This window comes from Pseudoalteromonas sp. SR41-7 (assembly GCF_014163935.1).
GTDB classification, from domain to species: domain Bacteria; phylum Pseudomonadota; class Gammaproteobacteria; order Enterobacterales; family Alteromonadaceae; genus Pseudoalteromonas; species Pseudoalteromonas distincta.
Genome location: NZ_JACJEF010000005.1, coordinates 254,574 through 277,944, shown reverse-complemented (window position 1 = coordinate 277,944; position 23,371 = coordinate 254,574). Strand labels below are relative to the sequence as shown.

The window sequence follows — 23,371 nt, the reverse complement described above, 5'->3', positions numbered from 1 at the left end:
TTGCTCATTAAGTACAAATAGGCCCTAATAATGAATAATAAATACCGCCTTACTATGCAGGGAATGACAAAGCAGTATCCCGGATGTATAGCCAATAATGACGTAACCTTAAAAATTAAGCATGGTGAAGTGCATGCCTTATTAGGTGAAAACGGTGCAGGTAAAAGCACATTAATGAAAATGCTTTATGGTGTGATTAAACCTGACCAAGGGGACATGTTTTTCAACGGTCGTATAATGAATATAAAAGAGCCTGCTGATGCGCGTGATTTAGGCATTGGAATGGTGTTTCAGCATTTTTCGTTATTTGAAACACTTACGGTCGCCCAAAATATTGAACTAGCGTTAGGTGATTTAGCAGGGCATAGCAGCACGCTTGCGGGTCGAATTACGAAAACATCAACACGTTATGGTATGCCATTAGACCCCCATAGACTGGTATCAACACTTTCAACTGGCGAGCGCCAACGAGTAGAAATTGTTAGATGCTTATTATTAGATATTCAGTTACTTATTTTAGACGAACCCACTTCAGTACTGACTCCACAAGAAGTCGATGCATTATTTAAAACCCTAAAGTCACTTAAAAAAGAAGGCTGCTCTGTGCTGTTTATCAGCCATAAACTGCACGAAGTGATTGAGCTATGTGACAGTGCGACCATTTTGAGAGGCGGGAAAGTAAGCGGGCATTGTATTCCTAAAAACGAAACTAGTGAGTCAATTGCTAGGCTGATGGTAGGCGACAACACGCCAATTAGTAACCAAACTCGCAGAGCTTTGGGTACTGCGGATTTTTTAACCGTTAATAATCTAACCACCGCCGCACAAGCATTATTTGAAACACCCCTTAAAAACATTAACTTTGCAGTACAGCAAGGCGAAATAGTGGGGATTGCGGGTGTTGCTGGCAACGGACAAGAAGAGTTATTAAAAGTGCTTTCGGGGGAGCAAATTCAAGCTAGTAGTAGCGCCATTAAATTTAAAAATACCGTAGTTGATGCACTGTGCCCGCTAAAAAGGCGCCGCCTTGGGCTTGCATGTGTGCCAGAGGATAGGCTTGGGCGAGGAGCTGTGCCCACTATGGATTTAGCACAAAATGCACTGCTTACTAGTTTTGATAATGGGCTGGTTAAAAATGGCTTTTTAGTAAAACAAAAAATTACTGAGCTTGCTAATAAAATCATTACAAAATACAAGGTTAAAACGCCAAGTTTTCGCACTCATGCAGCTAGCCTTTCAGGTGGTAATTTACAAAAATTTATTATTGGTCGCGAGGTAGAGCAAAGCCCAAAACTACTCGTTATGTCGCACCCTACTTGGGGTGTAGATATAGGTGCACAGGTGGCGATACATGAAGCTATTTTAAAGCTTCGCGACGAAGGGTGTGCGGTACTCGTTATTTCAGAAGATTTAGACGAACTTTATAAAATTTGCGACCGTATTGGCGCAATTTGTGATGGCAAACTGTCTCCCATTTTAAATACCGATACCGTACCGCTTGTGCAGTTAGGGCAGTGGATGGCTGGCGACTTTAGCGATGTTTTTAATAACCAGCCTAAAGTACACACACCACAAGGGGCACTCGCATGATTAAGTTAGAACCACGTGTTGAACGCTCACCAGCTTGGAGTTATCTCTCTCCTGTTTTAGCTATTTTACTCACATTAATAACCGGTTACGTGGTGTTTGCCTTATTAGGGCATGATCCTTTAAATGCCTTGTATACATTGCTTATAGCACCTGTTGCCGATTGGTATGGTGTAACTGAGCTACTTGTAATGACCATTCCTATTTTGCTATGCGCCTATGGCTTAGCGCTTTGTTATAGAGCATCGGTTTGGAATATAGGCGCAGAAGGGCAACTGCTTATTGGTGGTGTATGTGCAAGTGCTGTAGCCGTTAACTTTGTTGATTCAACAAGTGCTTTTGCAATGCCACTTACATTACTCGCTGGTATTGCTGGTGGCATGTTGTGGGCGGGGCTTGCTGCTTTTATGAAGCTGCGTTTAGACACCAATGAAATTTTAGTCACCATAATGCTCAACTACATAGCAGTAAATGTATTGCTGTGGGCTGTTCATGGGCCACTCAAAGATCCTCACGGTTATAACTTTCCTGAAAGTGCATTGTTTGGCGATAGCACGTTATTGCCTGTTTTATTCGACGGTACTCGATTGCACTTAGGCCTGGCGTTTGCGTTATTGGCGCTATGCGCCACATGGGTTTTTATTAGTAAAACCTTTATAGGCTTTCAAATACAAGTACTTGGGCTTGATGCATCCGCGGCCAAAATGGCGGGTTACAAGCGAGCATTATTAATTGCCGGAGTGCTAGTTATTAGCGGGGGCTTGGCGGGGCTTGCTGGAGCGGGCGAAGTAGCTGGGCCTATTGGGCAGCTGGTTCCGCAAATATCACCCGGTTATGGCTATGCCGCCATTATTGTTGCTTTTTTAGGGCGACTCCACCCAGTAGGAATTACGTTTGCGGGTTTATTAATGGGGCTTATTTATATGGGAGGTGAGCTTGCGCAAATTAACATGGGATTACCTAACGCTATAACCGGTATTTTTCAGGGGTTAATGCTGTTTTATTTACTCTCGTGCGATGTGCTTATTACTTATCGCCTTAGATTTTCGCTGCCATTTAAACAACAAAAAGCGCAGCCAATACATATTGCACAGGAGTCTTAAATCATGGAATTAGATGTAATTACTAATATTTTATACGCCACTATTCGTACAGGCACCCCCTTATTGCTGGTGGCGCTGGGTGAAATGGTATGCGAAAAAAGCGGCACCTTAAATTTAGGGCAAGAAGGCATGATGCTCTTAGGCGCGGTGGCAGGGTTTATAACTATGTACCAATGCGACAACCTATTTATTGGTTTTACTGTAGCAGCTTTGGTCGGGGTTATGGCCTCACTTATTTTTGCTTTTGTAGCACTTAATTTAAATGCTAGCCAAGTAGCGGCAGGTTTAGCGCTGACTATTTTTGGTACAGGCCTTTCGGCATTTTTAGGTGCTGACTATGAGGGAAAAACCATTAACGCGTTACCTACTTTAGCAATTGCAGGGTTTGAGCATATTCCGGTTTTAGGCAAAGCGCTATTTTCGCAAGACGCCATTGTGTATTTAAGTTGGGGTTTAGTGCTTGGTGCGTATTTGTTTTTTAAATACCACAGAGCAGGGCTTGCAGTACGAGCTATTGGCGAAAACCCAAGTGTGGGTAATAACTTAGGATTACCTGTAATGCGTACACGTTATTTAGCCGTAATGTTTGGCGGCGCACTGGCTGGCATTGCGGGCGCATATTTGTCGTTGGCTTATACACCACTTTGGACTCAAAACATGACGGCAGGGCGAGGTTGGATAGCCCTTGCTTTAGTGGTGTTTGCAAGCTGGCGTATTGAGCGCGTAATGCTTGGCGCTTATTTATTTGGCTTTGCCAGCATTATGCACTTAGTGGCACAGGCTTTTGGGTGGGCTGTGGAGTCTAACTTACTGGCCATGTTGCCTTATGGTGCAACGCTTATAGTACTGATTATGCTCAGCAAAAATAAACAAAAATTAAAAATGTACGAACCCATGTGGCTAGGTAAGTCTTGGCACAAGGGTCATTAAATTAATTACAAAATCAATAAGGTAAATCACCTGCTTCAACAGGATATTAAAAATATAACACGGAGAATAACAATGAAAAAACTTATAACAGCACTCGGGGTTGCATTGAGTTTAGGCATAAGCGCATCTGCTATTGCAAAAGATAGCGTAAAAGTTGGCTTTGTATATGTAAGCCCCATAGGTGAGGCCGGTTGGACTTATACACATGACTCTAGCCGCCACTACCTAGAAGAAAAGTTTGGCGACAAAATAGAAACCACTTTTGTCGAAAGCGTACCAGAAGGAGCGGATGCAGAGCGTGTTATTACGCAACTGGCTAAAAGCGGGCACGATTTAATATTTACCACGTCGTTTGGCTACATGAACCCAACACTTAAAGTGGCTAAACGATTTCCTAATGTAAAGTTTGAGCATGCCACAGGCTATAAACGCGCAAAAAACGTAAGCACTTACTTTGATCGCATTTACGAAGGACGCTACCTAACAGGTGTTATTGCAGGGCACATGAGTAAAACCGACAGTATTGGTTATATTGCTGCGTTTCCTATTCCGGAGGTAATACGCGGTATAAATGCATTTACGCTTGGCTTGCGCTCAATAAAGCCGAATGCAAAAGTAAAAGTAGTGTGGGTTAATAGCTGGTTTGATCCGGGTAAAGAGCGTGAAGCTGCCGATAGCCTAATAGATCAAGGCGTTGATATTATTACTCAACATACTGATTCGCCTGCACCACTGCAAGCAGCGCAAGCCGCTGGTATTTACGCTATTGGCTACCACTCAGATATGAGCGGATACGGAAAAAAAGCACATTTAACGGCGGCGGTTCATCATTGGGATGAATTTTACGCAGACCGTGTACAACAGGTACTTGACGATAAATGGCAATCGCAAGATATATGGAAAGGGATAGGCTCAGGGATGACTCGCTTAGCGCCGCTAAGTAAAGACATTCCAAGTAATGTTGTGAGTGAAGTGAACGCGATTTCAGACAAAATTGGTAAAGGTGAATTTCATCCATTTACTGGCCCTATAAAAAATCAGCAAGGTGAGCTGATTATTGATGCGGGTAAAACAATAGACGACAAAACCTTGTTGGGTATGGATTTTTATGTTGAGGGCGTTGAAGGGCAGCTTAAATAAGCGGTTAACGCAATAACAATGAGTTAATCACTTAGACAAATACAGTGGCTAACTTGCAAAACGTAGAGGTTTATATGTCAATAAATACAAGCTCGTCTGACGATATTATATATGCAGTTGATGACAAACCAGGCGTAACTGAATCATTTTTTGCCGCACTACAGCATGTACTCGCAAGCTTTGTAGGTATTATTACACCCACGCTTATTATTGGCGGTGTGCTTGGTTTAGCTGCTGAAATACCTTATTTAATTAGTATGGCATTATTTGTATCTGGTGTGGGCACGGTTATACAAGCGCGGCGTGTTGGCCCTGTGGGTTCAGGATTAATATGTGTGCAAGGTACAAGCTTTGCCTTTTTAGGGACTATTTTAGCAACAGGCTTTACCGTTAAAGCCACCGGAGGCAATAACGACGAGGTCCTTGCCACTATATTTGCAGTGTGCTTTTTGGCCGCTTTTGTTGAAGTATTTATTAGTTTTTTATTAGTAAATTAGGCAAAATAATTAAGCCAGTAGTTACTGGTGTGGTCATCACTACTATTGGTATTTACCTAATTAAAGTAGGTATGACTGATATAGGTGGCGGGCAATGGCTACTTACTAATATGCCTGAAAAATTTGCTTCAACGAGCAACTTAATTGTTGGTTTTTCGGTTGTTGCTTTAGTGGTGCTGCTTAATGCAAGTAAAAACCAATGGGTGAGGCTAACGGCTGTGGTAGTTGCAATGATACTTGGCTGGTTACTTGCGTTTGTATTAGGTATCGCTAATTTTAAATTAGGTGAATTTGACCTAATTGCTATCCCACTGCCTTTTAAATACGGCTTTAATGTTGATTTTGGTGCACTCATAGCCTTTGGTTTTTTATACCTTATTACTGCAATTGAATCGACAGGCGATATTACTGCCAATTGTGCGGTTTCTAAGTTACCTGTTAGAGGACCTAGTTACTTAGCACGTATTCGCGGCGGTATTTTAGGTGATGGTGTTAACTCGATGATTGCCGCTTTATTTAATACTTTTCCTAATACTACTTTTAGTCAAAACAACGGCGTTATTCAGCTAACTGGAGTTGCCAGCAGACATATAGGCCTGTGGATCGGCAGTATTTTAATCATTCTTGGTTTGTTTCCTGTGATTGGTGCTGTATTACAAAATATACCTAAACCTGTTCTGGGCGGTGCAACGCTTGTAATGTTTGGCACCGTTGCCGCCGCGGGCGTAAAAATACTCGCAAGCGAAAAAATAAATCGCAGAAGCCTACTTATTATTGCAGTGAGTTTAGGGCTCGGGCTAGGTGTTAGTTTTGTACCAGAGTTGTTTGCAAACGCACCTAAGTTAGTTACCGCTATATTTGGTAGCGCAGTGACGGTATCGGGTATCACCGCAATAATAATGACGTTGGTACTACCAGAGAATTACTCAGCAAGTACAGATCATCTTAACTAAACTAATAAAAATCATTAAAGGGATTAACAATGAAAATCAAAATAATAAAAAATATAGCGTTCGTAACTGCAATTACAATGTGCTCTACAGGTGTATCGGCTAAAGAGCTTTGGTCTGATTTTAGTATTACCGCAATGACAGGAGCCGACTACCTAGAGCCGTTTTCAGGTACTGAAGATGATAGAAGTGTTGTTACTATAGAGCATGCATCGGGACATACTTGGGGCAGTACGTTCTTCTTTATGGATAGGCTAAGTAATCCCGATGAAGTGTACGGTGAGCTAAACATAAACCCTACTCTTTACAAGCCACAAAATAGCTTTGTTAAAGAGGTGTTTTTAGGCCTACAAACAGAGTATGGCTCGGGAGATACGGATCAAAATAACTATTTATTAGGGGGCGGTGTATCACTTGATGTACCTGGCTTTCAATATTTTAATGTGGCTTATTATCGTCGTTTTCAAGATGATATAGGTATTCAACGTGAAGATAATAACCAAATAACAGTCACGTGGGGCTACAACAAAGGTAACTTTAGATACGATGGCTTTTTAGATATTGTAGATAGCACCGACACAATGTTTGGTAAAAGTGAAGGTGGCTTTAACTTTACCTCGCAGATTAAATACAATATTGCCCCTATGCTCGGCTTAGATACAGGCCGCCTTGATGTGGGTATTGAGTATGTTTATTGGAAAAATAAATTTGGTGTAGATGGGCAAACCGAACATAATCCAAACTTGCTAGTTAAATGGCATTTTTAACAGCAAATTGAATGGTATTTAATTAATAATTAAAGGCTACTTTTTAGTAGCTTTTTTATTTGATTATTTTAAATAATTGAATAGCTTAAATTAATTGTGTTAAATTACTTTTTAATAACACTATATGGATTTTTTGCATGGATTCTGAAATTGATTTTTCTACCTACACTTTAGATGAGCTTTACTCATCAGCGAGAGCTATAGATCGCGAAGCCTACCCAGAACGAGCAAAAGAAATAGACGACTTAATTGAAACGCGAGAAGCACAGAGCCCATCTGAAAATATTGTATCAAAAGTAGCAGGAGAAAAAGCAACGCGCTCAGATAGGCTAGTGGCTGCTATTGTTGATGGCGTTTTAGGTGTTGTTTGTTTTATACCTGTATTCATACTCGTAGGGTTTGATAATTTAAGCCAACCAACACTTACTTTATCTGCAGGTTTGCTAGGTTATGGCATATTAAGCACGTTAGTGCTTCATGGTTACCTTATGTACCAACGCGGACAAACAATTGGTAAATCTTTAATGTCTATCCGTATTGAAAATTTAGATGGTACACAAGCAAGCTTTACTACAATTTACTTTAAACGCATGCTTTGTATGCAACTATTATCACTTGTCCCTTCGGTAGGTCAGTTTATAGCTGGTTTTGTTAATCCATTATTTATATTTGGAAAAGATAAACGATGTTTACATGATCATTTAGCGGGAACAAAAGTGAGTTATGTAGATTAATCAGAATATTAATTATGGCAGCTTTGCCCGGATTTAAGTTTGATTAGCAAAAGTTACAAAATGGCGTATTTCACTAAATTGGTAATATAATTAAAAAACCTTACCGATTTTTTTGACTAGTAACCAAGGATGATTATGAAAAACAACACACAACTAATTTTAGCACTAGCGGCCTCTTTAATTTGTTACTCAACATATATTGTATTGATAGATAAACCTTTTAGTTTGCAAGCGTTTAACCTGTTTTTATTTCCCGTTATTTTATATTTTGTGTTTATTCGTTCGCGCAATGTTGAGCAAAGCCCGTTAAAGGCTGTACGCGTTGAGGGGCAAATATTATACGTTTATAAGCAAGTGTTTAATATTAACGATATTAACAAAGTTGTCATCGACAAAACTAAGAGGCACGGTGTATTTGCACTACCGTATAATCAAGTTAATGGTAAAACAACTGAGTTTATTTTCAATAAAGATGCGTTTGAATCTTTAAAATCCTACCTTTTACAAAACATTCCAAATGTAAAAATTATTGAATAAAGTAAAGAAGTAACAATGAATTTAAAGAGCATATATTATTCATTGGGTTTCTTACTGCGGCGAAAATCAATGAGGTGATAAATGAGAATATTTAGGAACACAAACGAGTTTGATAAACTGTCGAGGTGTTACGCATGTATTAAATGTGGTACTTGGGTGAGCATAAAAGCCCAAAACTGTATGCAGTGCCAGCATAGTTTTACCAATAATGATAAAAGCTCAATGCAAACACTCTATAATCAAAATAAAGAACAAAACTGGCAACATGCAATATTGCCTATTATTTTTGTAATATTGGTAATAGCTTTATTGTTCATTTAATTTTTGCTTAAAATTTAAAAGTGCTCGACTGCAACTCTGTAACAAAATCCCTCTGTACTTTAACGTGTAAAAACTACCCATAATTAAAATAATTACTCTTGTTAATCCTTCACTAAATATCACATAGCTAACGTTTTTTAATAAATTAAATAAGCTTATAAATTTCAGTCACTTAAATTTTTGGTTTATTTATATTTACTCAGTTTTTTGGCACGTAAGTTGATACAACTCCTAATAAACTTTAAAAAGGAATTACCATGACTGCTGAATACTTTATGGTACTAGGGTTACTCGGTGTTGCATTTTTTGCTGTTGCAGGGGCATTGCTTGGGTATGAAAAAAACATTAGTGGCTTTGGCGTCGTAGTGGTTGCAACCGTTACTGCACTAGGGGGCGGTACCCTCAGAGATATACTTTTAAACAAACCGGTATTTTGGATTGCAACCCCAGAGTATTTATATTCAACCTATGGGGCCGTTATAGCAACAATTGCCTTTATTCGATATTTACCGCGCGTTAATAACTACTACTTTTTATTGGTAGACGCTGTGGGTATGGCGCTATTTAATATTATGGGGATAGAAAAAGCACTCATTAATGGCTCTGGCATGGTGGTCGCAATTACCATGGGTATCACTACAGGTATATTTGGTGGTTTAATACGTGACGTAATTTGCCGTGAAGTACCAACTGTTATGCGCAGCGAACCTTACGCCTCTGCGTGTTTAGCGGGTGGCGCAGTTTATGCTGCTTTATTTAGCCTTAATGTAGATTACATTTGGTGTATTTTAGGCTCATTTTTCACGACTATCTTTTTAAGATTAGGCTCTTTGCATTGGGGTTGGCATTTAACTATTTTCAGAAAAAAAGACTTCAGAGATCAAAGCGACTAATTTTAGCTACGAGTAGCTCGCGTTTGCATGTGGTACTCGTAATTATCCTCATCCGTTATAGTAAAACCCAGCCGCTTATAAAGTCCTAATGCTGGGTTGTTTTTAAGCACGGTGAGTTTAATGGGTTTTGACTGCGCATTTGTAATAACTTGTTCAATAACCGCTTTCCCATACCCTTTATTTTGGTGCAATGGATGTATTTGTAATTGCATTATTTCAACGTATTGAGCGTGTGTTTGGTATTTTAAAGTACCAATTGGTACCTCATTTATAACTATAAGATGGGAGCAGTCATATTGATCATTAAGCCTTAAAACATGCTGTTGATCTGTTAAAAATAACCCGGCATTTTCTAAGTGTTCGACCATAGTCAGTTTTCTGAGGCTTAATAAGTAGTCTCGGTCTGAATATGCTGCCTTTATAAATTTAAAAACCATAGTGCTCCCTTGCAACAGCCTCAATGTTTATATTTGTAGAACTAACTAAAATAAGTGCGCAGTATTAAATGTGCAAGCCAAACTAACAAGGCAATATTACCAATACCCAAGTGCTTTCCACCAAAGCCCGCCAATAATTCCCCATACACTTAAATTAATAACGCTCATTATAAGGCCCATTACCCACCAGTCTTTTAACGATACATAGCCTGAGCCAAACACTATGGGTGATGTGCCTGTTGCGTAATGTGTTAACGACATCATCAGTGATGAGGCGCCAGCTAACAGTAAACCTAAAAATAAAGGCGGAGCGCCAAGCGCTAAACCTGCGGCGTAAAATGCGGCAAACATAGCAGTGATATGTGCTGTGGTACTGGCAAAAAAGTAATGAGCATAAAAATACACAGCTACCAATATAATAGCCGATACAATCCAGTCAAAGCCCAGTTGCGCAATGTTGCTCTCAACAAGTGTTGAAAACCACGTTACCAAACCTAGTTTATTTAAAAAAGTGGCCATCATTACTAATGCAGAAAACCAAACAACGGTATCCCACGCTGACTTTTCTTTAAGTACATCGTCCCAGCTTAATACACCAGTCACTAATAAAACCGACAAACCCAAAAAAGCCACTGCGGTTGTATTAACTGCGTATTCAGCCCCTAAAATCATTGCAGGCACGCCGGCCCATAAAATAAGCAGCATAGCAAAAACACCCACCATTATTTTTTCGCCATAACTCATTGGGCCCATTTCAGTTAATTTAGATTCTGCGTAGGTTTTAGCGTCGGGCGTACTTTTAACTTCAGGTGGGTAAATGGCATAAACAACCAAAGGCACAAGGGCAATACATAGCAAACCAGGAACAAGCGCTGCCAGCGCCCACGTACTCCAAGTAATACTAATATTTGCACCAGTAGCATCTGCAATCAGCTTTACAATTAGCGGGTTAGGAGCCGTGGCGGTAATAAACATAGCTGATGTAATAGGGTTTATATGGTAGCTAACTAAAGCAAGGTAGTGGCCAATTTTACGAGATGTGCCTTCCTCAGGGGAAGAGCCAAAGCTTGTTGCTATAGACTTCATTATTGGGTGAATAATAGCGCCGCCTCGCGCGGTATTACTTGGCGTTACAGGCGCTATAACAAGTTCAGAAAGTGCGAGTGCATAGCCAATACCAACTGTTTTTTTACCAAAAAGAGAAATAAAATTATAGCCAATACGATTTCCCAAACCAGTTTTAGCTAAACCCCGAGAAATAATAATAGCAATACCAATCAACCAAATTAATGAGTTAGAAAAGCCACTTAATGCATCTTTAATAGCGCCAGATGGGCTGTCATTAGTTACGCCGGTTAACGCAACAGAAGTAATAGCTAACATAGCAATGGCGCCGATAGGCATTGCTTTACCAATAATGGCAACTACAGTACCAATAAATAAAGCGAGCAAATGCCATGCGTTTTCGGTAACACCTTGCGGAGGCGGTACAGCAAACCAAAGTAGTAAAACAATGGCTATAGAAATCAGTCCAGAGGTAACTCGAATATCAGTACCCTTCATTAAAAATGTCCCTAAGTTTTAGAAATGCATGCATTCTGTTTATTGAAAAGACGACGTTATTCTACTTCATTTAATAATAAAAAAGATGACGCACATCATATGAATATTAGACTTATTTAATTTTATTAATAAAGAGGAAATAAACTATAAACTAAAGTGATTGATTACATTACCCGATAAGAGCTTACAGTGTGCTTAATTAACTCTGATTTTTAAGAGTTAGCTTGAATTGTTTTATAGGTTCGTAAGGTCTTTATAAACCTCAACGAATACTTGGAAATACAATGAACTTAAAACTAACCAATAACGTGATTACTTTTTTATTAACGAGTAGCTTTTTACTACTTGGCTTGTCGTTTGCGTTAGGAGCAAACCCTAATACGTTAACGGCTACGTTTAGTTATTATGGCGTTGATTCGCTAATGTCTGTATCTGCGTTAGGTTTAATTAGTGGCTCATTTATGATTGCCTTAGCGTTTGCCACCGTGCTCGCTCGCCTTAAACTAATGAAACCTACACCAGCACTTTTACTTGCAGCAATTATAAGTTTAGTAGCATTACTTACCTTGTTTGCCAGTAACCGTTGGATGGCGCAACTTGGTGGCTTTCCAATCATTGGTAGCGGGCAGGGCATAATTAAATACTTTGCTGTAGTGCCTTTGTATTTGTTTTTGTTTTATAAAGACAAACTTACCGACAAACAACACGTACTATTAAACTTTATACCTGTTGCTATGGTTTTATTATGGATTGGCGGCATGAAGTTTTATGAGTTTGAAGCAAAAGGCATTGTAAGTTTAGTAGAAACCTCACCGTTTATGTCGTGGTTATACACGGTATTTAGCGTACAAGGCGCGTCTAACATGATTGGCGGGTTTGATGTATTATTTGCTGTGTTATTGGGCTTAGGGCTATTTTTAAATAATAAAAAGCTAATTATTGTAAGTGGCTTAGCGTGTTTAAGCGTATTTATGATGACCCAAACATTCTTAATTACCGCAACCGGTGCATTTAGTTCATCCACTTTATTGGATCGTTTAGGGCAATTTGTAATTAAAGATTTGTGGTATATAGCCAACCTTGTTGTTATTGCTTTTTTAATGATTTTTAAGCCGACTAAATAAAGAGAGCGTTATGATCAGTTGCAACCAATACGACTACATCGAAATTGCTTGTATGCACCATTTAAGCATTGAGCTTATATTAAAAAATGGTGATGGTGTATGTGGCGTAGCAACTGACACAAAACGCAATGCTAATAGAGACGAATGCATAGTTGTTAATGTAAATAGCGAGTTGAAACTCATTGTGCTAACTACAATCAGCGTACTTAAAGCGCATGAGAAAAACCCATACTTTGACCATGTGAATTTTGAAGTAAAGTAAATGCCTCACTCATTCGTTTTTATCATAAATAAAGCCCTATTTTTGTTTTGTCCAATAACATTATTAAACACCGTTTTGGTGAAAAATAACAAAGGGTTTTTTGTAACATATTTAATTACTTGTTTACATTGAAGTTGTTTAGTGGAATTATTGAACACTGTAATATACGCCGTTTTGGGGTGCTATAAATCCCCAAAGTGGTGTTGAATAAGCTGTTAGGTGTTTAAGGATAAGCATGAAAAAGTATCTACCTTTAATCATATTAATAATCTCTGGTTGTGTTGGAATGAAAACTTATAAAGGTGTCATAGTCCAATATAGCGATGTAAGCAAAAATTCTGATGGGACGTATTCAATTGAGGTTCTTGGTCATACCGATCTTAATGAAACAGATATGGTCGAATTGGTAGAGCTCAAAGGAAAAGAGTTATGCAAATCTAGTGATATATACGTTAAAAAATATAAAATGGGTACTTATGGCTCGCATAGTCAGTTTGGTTCTGTCTACCCACCAAAGATTAACGCAACAATTGACTGTAGTGTAAACAATGCATAACAGGCTGTTAAACAAGGATAAAAATAGTTGGCTTTGTTCCTTTGTTGCTAATTTAACTAACTATTTTCTGCCTGTTAACAGGCTCTTTATATAACTACGTGAGGAGAGATGATGAACAAGGAAACTATAGGGAAATACGTCGCAGTTCTGGGATTATTGCTTTTCTGGGCACCTCTTTGGGGAATTGTTGATTCGTATTTAATTATGTCCTCTTCATTTCAAGAGATAACGCTGTTTGGAAGTAATGAACCTAAAATATCACAAGAAGAAATGTCATCAACAGCTTTGTCTACAGTAACAGGGTTCATCTTATTTTTAGTTGCACTTTGCTTTTTAACATTTTCCGTTGTGGGCTTAAACTATCGAACTAAGTGGCTTTTTTGGGCACTAATAATATATTCAACATTGTTACTCTTCATGTTCCCTGTTGGTACAGTGTTAGGAGTAACTGTGCTGGCAGCGCTAGTTTTGAACAGGGAAAAATTTGGACTTGACGGTGACCTTACATAACAAAGCCATTAACCGGATTTGTGCAAGAGCGCCACAAATCGGTTATGGTAGGCGTTAGCTTTCTAAGAAGGTTTCGAGTTGAGAACAATATTTAGCTTTATTTTAGCCTCTTTAATTGTTGCATTTTTAGCGCCAATGGCAATTGAAAGGAAATTTACTATTATGCCTTTTAGTATATTTATTTGGACGTTAATAGTTGTTCTAATTTTGGTTCCAGTAACAGCATTTCCCATTTATAAATTTATCACTAAAAGCTGTGGTTATTCGCTAAATACAGTGCTCAAATCTTCAGTTATATCTACTTGCTTAGTTTCTTTCTTTTTTGTTTTCCCTTCAGGTTTAGATAGCTCAATCATTAATGGTAAGGTATTGGTCGAAAATGGTTCAATTACGTTAATAGGTTATGGATATAGCTTTTTACAATTATTTTTATTTTCTATAGTAGGCCTTGTTGCTGGTATTGTATTTTACGTTTCAAAAATAGAGTTAAACAAAAGCTAAAGAGTTAGGATGAGATTCATTCTAACTTTTACATAAATAATAAATTAAAGCAGCGGGTTAAGTGAGTTTTATAAAAATGAATCACGCAAAAAGCTGAGCTACAATGAAAGAAAGAGTAAAAAGACACTCACACTAAATTATCCAGTAATACCCTCCAAAACATCAATTAAAACAACAGTTAACAATTTTTTATATTCCACGTGAAATACAGTAATAGATTGAACCAAAATAGGAACTCAGCTATGGTTTGTTTATCAATAAAAAATTAAAAAACGAGTTAATCTACAGGCTTGTTATATTTCACGGAGGATTTAGGTTGTTATTTCCAACTTTAGAGACAAATCGCTTAAGGTTAGATCAATTATCAAAAGAAGATTCAAATAGTTTGTTTGAGTTGTTCTCGGACAATTCAGTTGTAGAATATTATGATTTAGAGGTGTTTACTGAACTGTCACAAGCCAGCCATTTAATTGAGTTTTTTAATGCTCGTTTTAAAGAAAACTCAGGTATTCGTTGGGCTATTCGCCTAAAAGAAACAGATCAACTTATAGGTACTTGCGGCTTTAATACTTGGAGCCCTAAAATGAAAAATGCTGTTATTGGATATGATTTACTGCCTAAATATTGGGGTAAGGGTTTTTCCACTGAAGCAGTTCATCGAATAGTTAAAGCCGCATTTTCAGGTGACTTATCTTGCGGTAAACTTAATCGTATTCAAGGCGATACTGTTCTTGGAAACTCTGCATCTGAGTCACTCCTTTTAAAAGTTGGGTTCAAAGAGGAAGGTATAAGGCGTCAAAGTGGTTACTGGAAAAATCAGTTTCACGATCTTAAATGCTTTGGCTTAATTCAGTCCGAGTACTCTGAGATACGCCAAGTTAGGATAATAACAAACAGTTAGCACACTAAATTTCCAGTAATACCTTCCAAAACGTCAATTAAAACAACACCGAGTCCTCTTCTTATATTTCACGTGAAATACAATAACGATTGAACCAAAATAGGAACTCAGCTATGGTTTGTTTATCAAAAAAAATAAAAAACGAGTTAATCTACAGGCTCGTTATAATTCAAATCAGATAGGTGTTTATGCGTTATATATATTTTTTCTTACTATTATTTTTAAGTGGTTGTGCTTCAGCCCCAAGAGATGCTTTAACTTTTGACCAGGTACAGCTACCTCAACCAAATGAAGAGCAAAGTGTCTTAGTATTCCATAGGTTGTTTACCCCACCAGCGGCATCAGATATGCGTGTAAGTATAAATGATAAAAAAATTGTAGCACTACCAAACAATACTTTCTCTTACATAAAATTACCTGCGGGCAATTACGATTTAAAAATTAGCTGGAGCCCACTCACAGGAGTGTGGAGGAATACAAAACAGCTAATAATTGCACCTAATCAAACTAAATATTTACAATTAAATAGCAGTGTTTATACGGCAATGGGTGTTGAACTAGGTTCGAGTAAACATGATCCATCTAACAAAGAGGCCGCAGAGATCTTGTTAAGAGAGTGCTGTAAATATGTACAAGCTACCGAACTCTAATAGTTGCTTAAACGGACTTCTAATAGTTAGTTTTTTTGTTCGTACCTAGCTTATTGTAACCAGCTATTTTACGCTGTTTAATTGAGGCGTTGAGATTGTAGAATTACTCTTTTTATGAAAACAGCCTGTTTAATGGGTAATACATTTATTACACATTACTTTAAAATGCTTAGAGTTAATTAAAGAAACTAATTAATTGAATTTGGCTATAGAAGTTATTCTACAGCCTCGTTGTATTGCTAAAGGATTATCGTGAAATGCTCTAGGATTGTACTCTTTTCAGTAGGCTTGTATTTATTGCTAGTTGCTTTATCAACAATAGCAACAAAGATTGTTGGCTTTGATGAAATGACTCAAAGTACCTCATTAACTTTTACTTATTACGTCCTCGGATTTGTAACCTCTTTAATCGTTTATTGTTACCTAGGCTATATGCAAACAGTGAGTCCGTATAAACAAGCCTTTTTAGTTGCGGCGGTTTATTGGTTTATTGATCTAAGTGTCGGTGCCTTACTATACATTTTATTAGAAATATCAATGGATCCTCTGATATATTTAATTTCAGCTTTGCTGCATGTTATTGCTGTTTTATTAGGTACATTACTTGGTATTCAATTACGTCGAAAATAGTTGGGCGTAAATAAACAAATCGTAAAGCAGAGCAAAAACAGCTGGTTTTTGCTTTTTCGCCCTAACCTTAGATAACAACCTTACGGCCTATTTATTCGGCATAAGTAAAAAAGGAATTTAAATTTGCTATTCGATTGGTTTAGCTCTGAAAAGCCAAATGTTTATTTGGGATCGTTAGCTGTAGCTAATAACAGCCATTTTTCTAAGGTAGAGTCGTTTTTTTATATAACGGGCGATTCACTACAAGATCATATGCACAAGAAGCTTGAAGATATTTTTTGTCTTCACAGTATTTCGTCTATTAAAGAGCCTAAAAAGTCAGATATTGGTTTAGATGTTGTGATAGTTACTTTGCATGGTGGTGATGCATTCACTATAGATTTTGATACAGCTATTATTCCGCTATTTTGGCGACCAAAAGTTAAGTTAGTATCGCGCTTGTATAATATTAAACACAATAAGACGATTAAAACGTTCAGCGTTTCTAAATCTGTTACGTGGCGCGAATTCATAGCTAAAAAATTTAGCTTAAGAGGCTTTTTTCGTTGGGGTCCTTTGTACCATAACGAAGACATGGAAATACTGTTGTATAAAGCATGCTACGAGTTATTAAATAAAATGCGAAAGGCTATTTAACCAGTAGCCAATAAGAATAATTAAAATAAGATAAAATAAAAATACATTTTGCTCTTGGTGAACATTATTACAAACAAAAGAGGAACTCAGCTATGGTTTGTTTATCAATAAAAATAAATAAAAAACGAGTTAACCTACAGGCTCATTATTTTTCGAACATCGAGGATATTTATGGAAATTGAATATATTTGGGGTGTTTTAGCGGTTATTGCAGTTTTATTTATATTAATATTTGGTAACTCAATACCTAAGCATGGCAGCGTAACTGAAGGTGATGTTATTGTTGCTTTAAAATCAGGTCATAAAGTTAGAGCAATAAAATATTATAGATCTGTTCATGGTGTAAGTTTGAAAGAAGCTAAAGATGCTATTGAAAAATTAACTTCAAAAACATAAAAACATGCCCTGAAGTGAGGGCCAAATAAAACTCAGCCATTAATTGCAAGTTTTAAAAGGGGTGAGCCTCTTCGTTTTCCACCACCTAAATACAACCCTTATCCATTTGAATACCAGCGATCTAATAATAAATTGGGCTATCCCACTTATTTTCACTTCAGCGATATCATCAAACGCGCGCAATATCCCTTAAAACCAATACCTAAAAAAATAACTATGGGAGGTCCTGTAGTCAAATAACTATATTTTAGTAAACACTAGTTCATATTACGTCACGTAATATCCATACAGAACTTTAAGTTAAACATACGTTCGTGCAGCGTTCCCATTTTTATTTGACTCAATTTATTGGACATTCTTTTTATGAAATTAAAGTTATTTATCGCAATTATTTTTAGCACTTCGATGTCGTCTTACGCGACAGAAGCAGTAGATAAAACGGAGTTTTCATTCGAAGACTTAAAAGCCCTAGCAAAAGCCTCAGCCGAAAAGCCCTATACGCCAACTAAGGTGCCAGCGCCGGAGTTAATCGATAAAATTACGTATGACGAACACTGGAAAATACGCTTTAAAGAAGATGAAACCTTATACCCAAGTGGAAAAAAGGCGCCCGTACAATTATTTTACCCTGGCCGATATTTTCCTGAGCCAGTAAGTATTTACATCAGAGATGATAAAAATCAGGTTCAAAATGTACCTTTTAGTAATGACGTTTTTGATATGCCCGATAATAGCCCAGCTCACGATCTCCCAGAAGGGTTTGGATTTGCAGGCTTTAGAATAATGCGCCCAGATATGAAACCCGATTGGATATCTTTTTTAGGCGCGTCTTATTTTCGTACCGACGGCCCAGAGGGGCAATATGGACTCTCGGCCCGAGGTATCGCGATTAATACGGGCATGAATCAGCCAGAAGAATTTCCGCGTTTTTCTGCATTTTGGATTGGCCCCGCAGAGAAAAAAGGTGAAAGTGTGTCTGTTTGGGCATTGCTTGAAGGGCCTTCTATCACTGGTGCTTATCGATTTGGTTTAAGTAAAGATAACAAAGAAGCCAAAGGCCATATTACCTCTGTAACGGCTAATTTGTATATGCGCGCCGATGTTGAGCGTTTAGGTATAGCGCCATTAACCAGTATGTATTGGTACTCACAAAAAGATAAAACAGAAGCTAAAGATTGGCGCCCAGAAATTCACGACAGCGATGGCCTGGCGATTCACACAGGATCGGGTCAATACGTTTGGCGCCCATTAAATAACCCTCAGTCGGTGTCGACCAATAGCTTTATTGATGAGAACCCAAAAGGGTTTGGTTTAATCCAAAGAGATCGTGACTTTAATAACTACCAAGACGACGGCGTATTTTACAATAAGCGTTCATCAGCGTGGATTAAACCTACTGGCGATTGGGGCAAAGGCGCAGTTCAGTTAATCGAAATTCCTACAAAAGATGAAACGTTCGACAATATTGTTGCCTACTGGGTGCCCGAAAAAGAGGCGCGCAAAGGTGATGAGTTTACCTTTTCTTATGATATTGAATGGCGTCCACTCGATCCAAAATCAAAAAACCTTGCAAGCGTTGTAAATACTCGCCAAGGCTTAGGCGGAATTCCCGGCCAGCCTATTCCTGAAGGCGTTAACAAGATGGTGATTGATTTTGAAGGTCCAGTATTTAAAGGCTTAGATAACAAAAGTGGTATAAAGCCGATTGTTGAAGCCAGCAACGGTGAAATATTAGAACCTATTGGAGTTTATCCGGTAGTTGGTACAAACCAATGGCGATTAGCGTTTGACTACAAACAAGCTAACAACAATCCGGTGAACATACGCGCGTATTTAGTTGATAAAAATGATGAAGCTATAACTGAAACATGGGTAAGTGATGCAAAGGTAACGATTAAATAAGACCTTAAATAAGCATTAAAGTAAAACGGGTGGCTATATTTTGGTTTACTAATCAATTATAGCCACCATAATGTCTTTTAAAGCGCCAATCAAAACACCATTAAAACTCCCTTTTATATCCCACCTAAAATACAGTAATCGATTGAATCAAAATATGAACTCGGCTATGGTTTGTTTATCAATAAAAATAAAAAAACGAGTTAACCTGTAGCTTGTTAGCTGTTTCGAGGGATTGTATGTTTTTTTTGAGTAAATTATTTTGTTGGGAGCGAGGCCGACAAAAATCAGGCTACGATAAAATGTTGATTTGTGGTGCTACGTGGCCAATTAAATTTGATACATATTTGCTTAAATTCCCACAAGGAAGTGAAATAGCACCACACACAGACAAAGTTGAATCTGGTAAACACTATCGATTGAATATAGTGCTTAAAGAAGCAGATTTGGGTGGTGAGTTTATTTGCAGTAATCCGATATTTGAAACAAAGCGGGTTAAGCTATTCCGCCCTGATGTAAGTGAGCATCAGGTATCAAAAGTTATAAAAGGTAATAGATATTTACTCAGCATTGGGTGGATAAAAGGGAGCGCTAAATGCTAGATTTAAGACCTAATTGTGAATGTTGTGATAAGAATCTACCTGCAAAGTCCACAGAGGCTTTTATTTGTTCATTTGAATGCACATTTTGTTCTGGCTGTGCTCAAACGGTATTAAATAACGTGTGCCCAAACTGCTCAGGTAATTTGGTTCAGCGGCCAATTCGCCCTTTGGCTGCACTAAAAAATTACCCAGCATCGACTAAACGGGTATTAAAAGAAAGTGCTTGTTCGCCAAGCACATAAAAACATAAAGTATAATAATTACATTTCTGGGTATGGAGATCTGATGAGAAAATCCTTTGAATTTACTGTTAAGTCAATCAAAGTTAAAATAATTAACACTTGGTTTAGTGGTGCTAAATTATATGTGAATGGTGACTTACGAGATACTGACAAAACTTTGTTAGCTATTAGGAATAATACTTTACTATCTGCAAATTTAGGTGAGTTGGGTGTTCTAGAAATCAAGCCATTATCGGGTTTAATTACCGTCGAAATGGATGCATATTTGGTTAATGGTACAAACATTCAACATGTATATAGCTCACATAAACGCCTTAGCCTAAAAGAGCAAAGGGCAGCCCGATAAAGCTACTTTAAATAACATATATTCCTGCATTTACCTGCCTTCAGTAATAACCTCCAAATGACTTTGAGGAGGTTTAAGCCCCTAAGCATACCAAGTTAATATACTTGGTTTACTCGATTACCTTAAATCACTCACACTCTTTCACATAAAGTAAAAGCGCGCTGTACATTACACTGAGTGCCTTTGTTACATCGCTGTCGATAACCGCTTCTGCTGGGTGATGGCTTATACCGCCAGGGCTGCGTATAAACAACATGCCAACGGGGCAAATTGGAGCGATTGCCATTGCATCGTGCCCAGCGCCTGAGGCAAGTGAAGGCGATGCTTGGTTATTGAGTTTACATGCGCTTGAAAACAAATGCTGAATAGTGGTGTCGCACGCTACGGCATCGGCGGCATGCGTCCATTGCCAATCAAGCGTTAAACTGCGTTTGCTTGCTATAGATTGTGCACTGCTTTGTATGGCGCTTAGTAAATTAGCGAGATCGGTGTCGCTTTGTGCACGTGCGTCTAGGCTTATGGTTGTTTTGCCTGCAATCACGTTTGTAGCCCCAGGGCGAGACTGTATTTGCCCTACGGTGGCTACTTCGCCATTACTCGCACTTTTTGCTAGTTTTTCAATTTCGGTTACTAATTCAGCGCAGCCTGCTAGTGAATCCTGACGTAAATTCATAGGGGTTGTACCCGCATGACCGCTTTGGCCTGTTAGGGTAAGCATGGCGCGTTTTGCCCCTGCAATAGCCGTTACAACCCCTAACGCCTGATTAACCGATTCGAGCACCGGACCTTGTTCAATATGAGTTTCCCAGTAACCTAGTAATTCGTTTTTGTTTAGTGCGGCCTTTGCGTAGTCGTTAGGGTTTAGGCCAAAGTCGAGCATGGCTTGGCGCATAGTTATGCCGTTTGTGTCTTCAATGTTTAGCCACTGTGGATCAAATTCGTTAGCGAGGGCTTTTGAGCCAATTAAAGTTGTGGCAAAGCGGGTGCCTTCTTCATCGCAAAAGCCCACTACATCTAAATGAAAGGGCAGGTCGAGCTTTAACTTATGTGCAAGCGCTGCAATTTCTATCCCCAGCAGTACACCTAAAATACCATCAAACGCACCTGCGTTTGGTACTGTGTCGAGGTGCGATCCTATAATTAAACGTTTAGCATGTGGGTTTGATGATTTTAGTCGCCCCCAAAGGTTGCCCACTTCGTCTTGCCACGATTGCATGCCTGCCTCAACCATCCACGATGCAGTAACAGCGTTACAGTCTTTGTGCTCTTTTGATAAGTACACGCGGTGAATACCGCCTTGCATTTGCGATAGTGCGCTGAGGGTTTTACAGCGAGATAAAGCGCGTGTTGCGTATTCATCAGCAAGTTCTTTATCTAATAAAGGGCTGTGTTGTGGGCTTACAATCGTCATGCTAAATCCTTTTTTTATTTATAGTGAGCAAGGGCGGCAATAGAGGCTTCGCCTTTAGGGCCTTTGTAACCGTTGGCATGTAAGCAAGCGTCTAAGCTTGCGAGTGTTTGTAATACAGCATCTTTGCGGGCGTTGTAGCCCATAGTGCCAATACGCCAAATTTTGCCATGCAGCGGGCCAAACGAGGTGCCAATTTCTATTCCGAAATCGGTTAGCATTTGTCCGCGTACGTGATCGGCATTAATGCCCTCGGGTATATACACACCCAGTACGTTGTTCATTTTATGTGTTAAATCACCAAATACATTTAAGCCGAGCGCTTGAATGCCTGTTAGCATGGCATCGCCATGTAATTTGTGGCGCGCTACGCAGTTATCCACGCCTTCTTCAATAACAATGCGAGCACATTCTGAGGCGCAATACAGCATGCTGGTGGCTTCGGTATGATGGTTGAGGCGCTCCTCTCCCCAGTAATTCATGATCATGCCTAAATCAAAGTAGTTTGAGCGTACAAATGGCTCGGTGCCATCGGTATGGTCGGCCGTGCGAATACCTGCTTCTACCTTTTTACGTTTTTGGATCCACTCGGCGCATTTGTCGCTTAGTGTTAATGGCGCAGACCCAGAAGGACCGCCTAAACACTTTTGCAGACCAACAGAAAGTGCATCGAGTTTCCATTCATCGGCAGGAAGTTCGTTGCCCACAATAGATGCGGTAGCATCACAATAAAATAGTACATCGTGCTTTTGGCAAATATCGCCAATATGCTCAAGAGGTTGGTTCATGGTGGTGGATGTATCGCCTTGTACCATAGCAAGTACATGGGGTTTTACATCAACAATGGCTTTTTCGATTTGTTCTGGCGTAAACACTTCGCCCCACGGTACTTCTATTGTGTGCACCTTTGCGCCAACGCGTTCTGCTATTTCAGCAAGTAGGTGGCCAAAGCGCCCCATAATTGGCACAAGGACTTTATCGCCTGGGCGTAAAATTGAGCATAATACGGCTTCAATCCCTGCGCGCGATGTGCCATCTATTAGCATGGTCCATTCGTTTTTGGTTTTAAAAATTTCGCGGTAACGTGCCATGGTTTCGTTCATAAAACCGGTCATTACTGGGTCGTATTGGCCTATAAGCTGCGCCGACATAGCACGTAAAACACGAGGGTCGGCATTAATTGGGCCTGGTCCCATTAATAAACGCTGTGGTGGGTTTAAGGTTTGAACTTGCGTGTTATTAAACATAT

The 23,371-nt window shown here is 38.9% G+C and carries 26 protein-coding genes and 1 pseudogene; 23 read left to right on the top strand and 4 right to left on the bottom strand.

The annotated features are described in order from the left end of the window. Positions 1-30 precede the first annotated feature (30 nt). From H5092_RS09205 to H5092_RS09165, 9 genes and pseudogenes are all read left to right on the top strand, one after another. The gene (locus tag H5092_RS09205) at positions 31-1,590 is read left to right on the top strand and encodes an ABC transporter ATP-binding protein (protein ID WP_182733381.1); all 1,560 of its coding nucleotides are present in this window, start codon (positions 31-33) and stop codon (positions 1,588-1,590) included. Next, complete coding sequence (locus tag H5092_RS09200) at positions 1,587-2,690, top strand: ABC transporter permease (protein ID WP_182733380.1); 1,104 nt, start codon at positions 1,587-1,589, stop codon at positions 2,688-2,690. Before H5092_RS09205 ends, H5092_RS09200 begins: the two co-directional genes overlap by 4 nt. A 3-nt stretch (positions 2,691-2,693) precedes the next feature. Then, complete coding sequence (locus tag H5092_RS09195) at positions 2,694-3,620, top strand: ABC transporter permease (RefSeq protein ID WP_182733379.1); 927 nt, start codon at positions 2,694-2,696, stop codon at positions 3,618-3,620. A gap of 72 nt (positions 3,621-3,692) precedes the next feature. Next, positions 3,693-4,760 (top strand): BMP family ABC transporter substrate-binding protein, encoded by a 1,068-nt coding sequence (locus tag H5092_RS09190; RefSeq protein WP_182733378.1) that lies wholly within the window; start codon positions 3,693-3,695, stop codon positions 4,758-4,760. A gap of 74 nt (positions 4,761-4,834) precedes the next feature. Then, positions 4,835-6,210 (top strand): annotated as a pseudogene (locus tag H5092_RS09185) (uracil-xanthine permease family protein). Between the two features lie 29 nt (positions 6,211-6,239). Then, positions 6,240-6,974 carry a DUF5020 family protein gene (locus H5092_RS09180; RefSeq protein ID WP_182733377.1) on the top strand — a complete coding sequence of 245 codons (735 nt, stop codon included), beginning with the start codon at positions 6,240-6,242 and terminating at the stop codon, positions 6,972-6,974. Between the two features lie 137 nt (positions 6,975-7,111). Next, complete coding sequence (locus H5092_RS09175; RefSeq protein ID WP_182733376.1) at positions 7,112-7,708, top strand: RDD family protein; 597 nt, start codon at positions 7,112-7,114, stop codon at positions 7,706-7,708. A 135-nt stretch (positions 7,709-7,843) separates the two neighbouring features. Further along, entirely contained in the window at positions 7,844-8,245 is a 402-nt protein-coding gene (locus tag H5092_RS09170) for a hypothetical protein (protein WP_182733375.1), read from the top strand. A 578-nt stretch (positions 8,246-8,823) separates the two neighbouring features. Then, complete coding sequence (locus H5092_RS09165; protein ID WP_004334621.1) at positions 8,824-9,459, top strand: trimeric intracellular cation channel family protein; 636 nt, start codon at positions 8,824-8,826, stop codon at positions 9,457-9,459. 2 nt (positions 9,460-9,461) lie between these two features. Here the strand turns inward: H5092_RS09165 and H5092_RS09160 are convergent, their stop codons facing one another. Beyond that, positions 9,462-9,896, bottom strand: coding sequence for an N-acetyltransferase (locus H5092_RS09160; protein ID WP_182733374.1), 435 nt, complete (start codon positions 9,894-9,896; stop codon positions 9,462-9,464). A 96-nt stretch (positions 9,897-9,992) separates the two neighbouring features. After that, positions 9,993-11,459: a DASS family sodium-coupled anion symporter gene (locus H5092_RS09155; RefSeq protein WP_182733373.1), complete on the bottom strand. Its 1,467-nt coding sequence runs from the start codon at positions 11,457-11,459 to the stop codon at positions 9,993-9,995. Positions 11,460-11,743: 284 nt separating this feature from the next. Between H5092_RS09155 and H5092_RS09150 the strand changes: the two genes are divergently transcribed. The 14 genes from H5092_RS09150 (at position 11,744) to H5092_RS09085 (ending at position 20,714) form a co-directional block, all read left to right on the top strand. Continuing rightward, positions 11,744-12,583 carry a DUF417 family protein gene (locus H5092_RS09150; protein WP_182733372.1) on the top strand — a complete coding sequence of 280 codons (840 nt, stop codon included), beginning with the start codon at positions 11,744-11,746 and terminating at the stop codon, positions 12,581-12,583. 10 nt (positions 12,584-12,593) lie between these two features. Continuing rightward, positions 12,594-12,845, top strand: coding sequence for a Rho-binding antiterminator (locus H5092_RS09145; protein ID WP_165744461.1), 252 nt, complete (start codon positions 12,594-12,596; stop codon positions 12,843-12,845). Positions 12,846-13,080: 235 nt separating this feature from the next. Beyond that, the gene (locus H5092_RS09140) at positions 13,081-13,401 is read left to right on the top strand and encodes a hypothetical protein (RefSeq protein WP_024596161.1); all 321 of its coding nucleotides are present in this window, start codon (positions 13,081-13,083) and stop codon (positions 13,399-13,401) included. Positions 13,402-13,512: 111 nt separating this feature from the next. Then, the gene (locus H5092_RS09135) at positions 13,513-13,911 is read left to right on the top strand and encodes a hypothetical protein (protein ID WP_024593234.1); all 399 of its coding nucleotides are present in this window, start codon (positions 13,513-13,515) and stop codon (positions 13,909-13,911) included. Positions 13,912-13,989: 78 nt separating this feature from the next. After that, entirely contained in the window at positions 13,990-14,412 is a 423-nt protein-coding gene (locus H5092_RS09130) for a hypothetical protein (RefSeq protein WP_182733371.1), read from the top strand. 316 nt (positions 14,413-14,728) lie between these two features. Next, positions 14,729-15,313 (top strand): GNAT family N-acetyltransferase, encoded by a 585-nt coding sequence (locus H5092_RS09125; RefSeq protein WP_182733419.1) that lies wholly within the window; start codon positions 14,729-14,731, stop codon positions 15,311-15,313. Between the two features lie 188 nt (positions 15,314-15,501). After that, on the top strand, positions 15,502-15,963 hold the full coding sequence (locus H5092_RS09120) for a hypothetical protein (protein ID WP_182733370.1): 462 nt from the start codon (positions 15,502-15,504) through the stop codon (positions 15,961-15,963). Between the two features lie 252 nt (positions 15,964-16,215). Continuing rightward, a complete protein-coding gene (locus H5092_RS09115; protein WP_310736008.1) occupies positions 16,216-16,593 on the top strand; it encodes a hypothetical protein in 378 nt (125 codons plus the stop codon). A gap of 123 nt (positions 16,594-16,716) precedes the next feature. Next, entirely contained in the window at positions 16,717-17,229 is a 513-nt protein-coding gene (locus H5092_RS09110) for a hypothetical protein (RefSeq protein WP_024596157.1), read from the top strand. A 171-nt stretch (positions 17,230-17,400) separates the two neighbouring features. Beyond that, positions 17,401-17,625: a ribosomal protein L7/L12 gene (locus H5092_RS09105; protein WP_007378552.1), complete on the top strand. Its 225-nt coding sequence runs from the start codon at positions 17,401-17,403 to the stop codon at positions 17,623-17,625. 363 nt (positions 17,626-17,988) lie between these two features. Next, positions 17,989-19,527: a glucan biosynthesis protein gene (locus H5092_RS09100; RefSeq protein WP_182733369.1), complete on the top strand. Its 1,539-nt coding sequence runs from the start codon at positions 17,989-17,991 to the stop codon at positions 19,525-19,527. A gap of 236 nt (positions 19,528-19,763) precedes the next feature. Then, a complete protein-coding gene (locus H5092_RS09095; protein WP_007584341.1) occupies positions 19,764-20,126 on the top strand; it encodes a 2OG-Fe(II) oxygenase in 363 nt (120 codons plus the stop codon). Further along, positions 20,120-20,368, top strand: coding sequence for a DUF1272 domain-containing protein (locus tag H5092_RS09090; RefSeq protein ID WP_182733368.1), 249 nt, complete (start codon positions 20,120-20,122; stop codon positions 20,366-20,368). The genes H5092_RS09095 and H5092_RS09090 overlap by 7 nt, the downstream gene beginning before the upstream one ends. Positions 20,369-20,411: 43 nt before the next feature. Further along, positions 20,412-20,714 (top strand): hypothetical protein, encoded by a 303-nt coding sequence (locus tag H5092_RS09085; RefSeq protein ID WP_024596154.1) that lies wholly within the window; start codon positions 20,412-20,414, stop codon positions 20,712-20,714. Positions 20,715-20,841: 127 nt separating this feature from the next. Here the strand turns inward: H5092_RS09085 and H5092_RS09080 are convergent, their stop codons facing one another. Both H5092_RS09080 and H5092_RS09075 read right to left on the bottom strand, forming a co-directional pair. Continuing rightward, a complete protein-coding gene (locus tag H5092_RS09080) occupies positions 20,842-22,125 on the bottom strand; it encodes an allantoate amidohydrolase (RefSeq protein WP_182733367.1) in 1,284 nt (427 codons plus the stop codon). A 14-nt stretch (positions 22,126-22,139) separates the two neighbouring features. Then, positions 22,140-23,369 (bottom strand): alanine--glyoxylate aminotransferase family protein, encoded by a 1,230-nt coding sequence (locus H5092_RS09075; RefSeq protein WP_182733366.1) that lies wholly within the window; start codon positions 23,367-23,369, stop codon positions 22,140-22,142. Between the last annotated feature and the right edge of the window lie 2 nt (positions 23,370-23,371).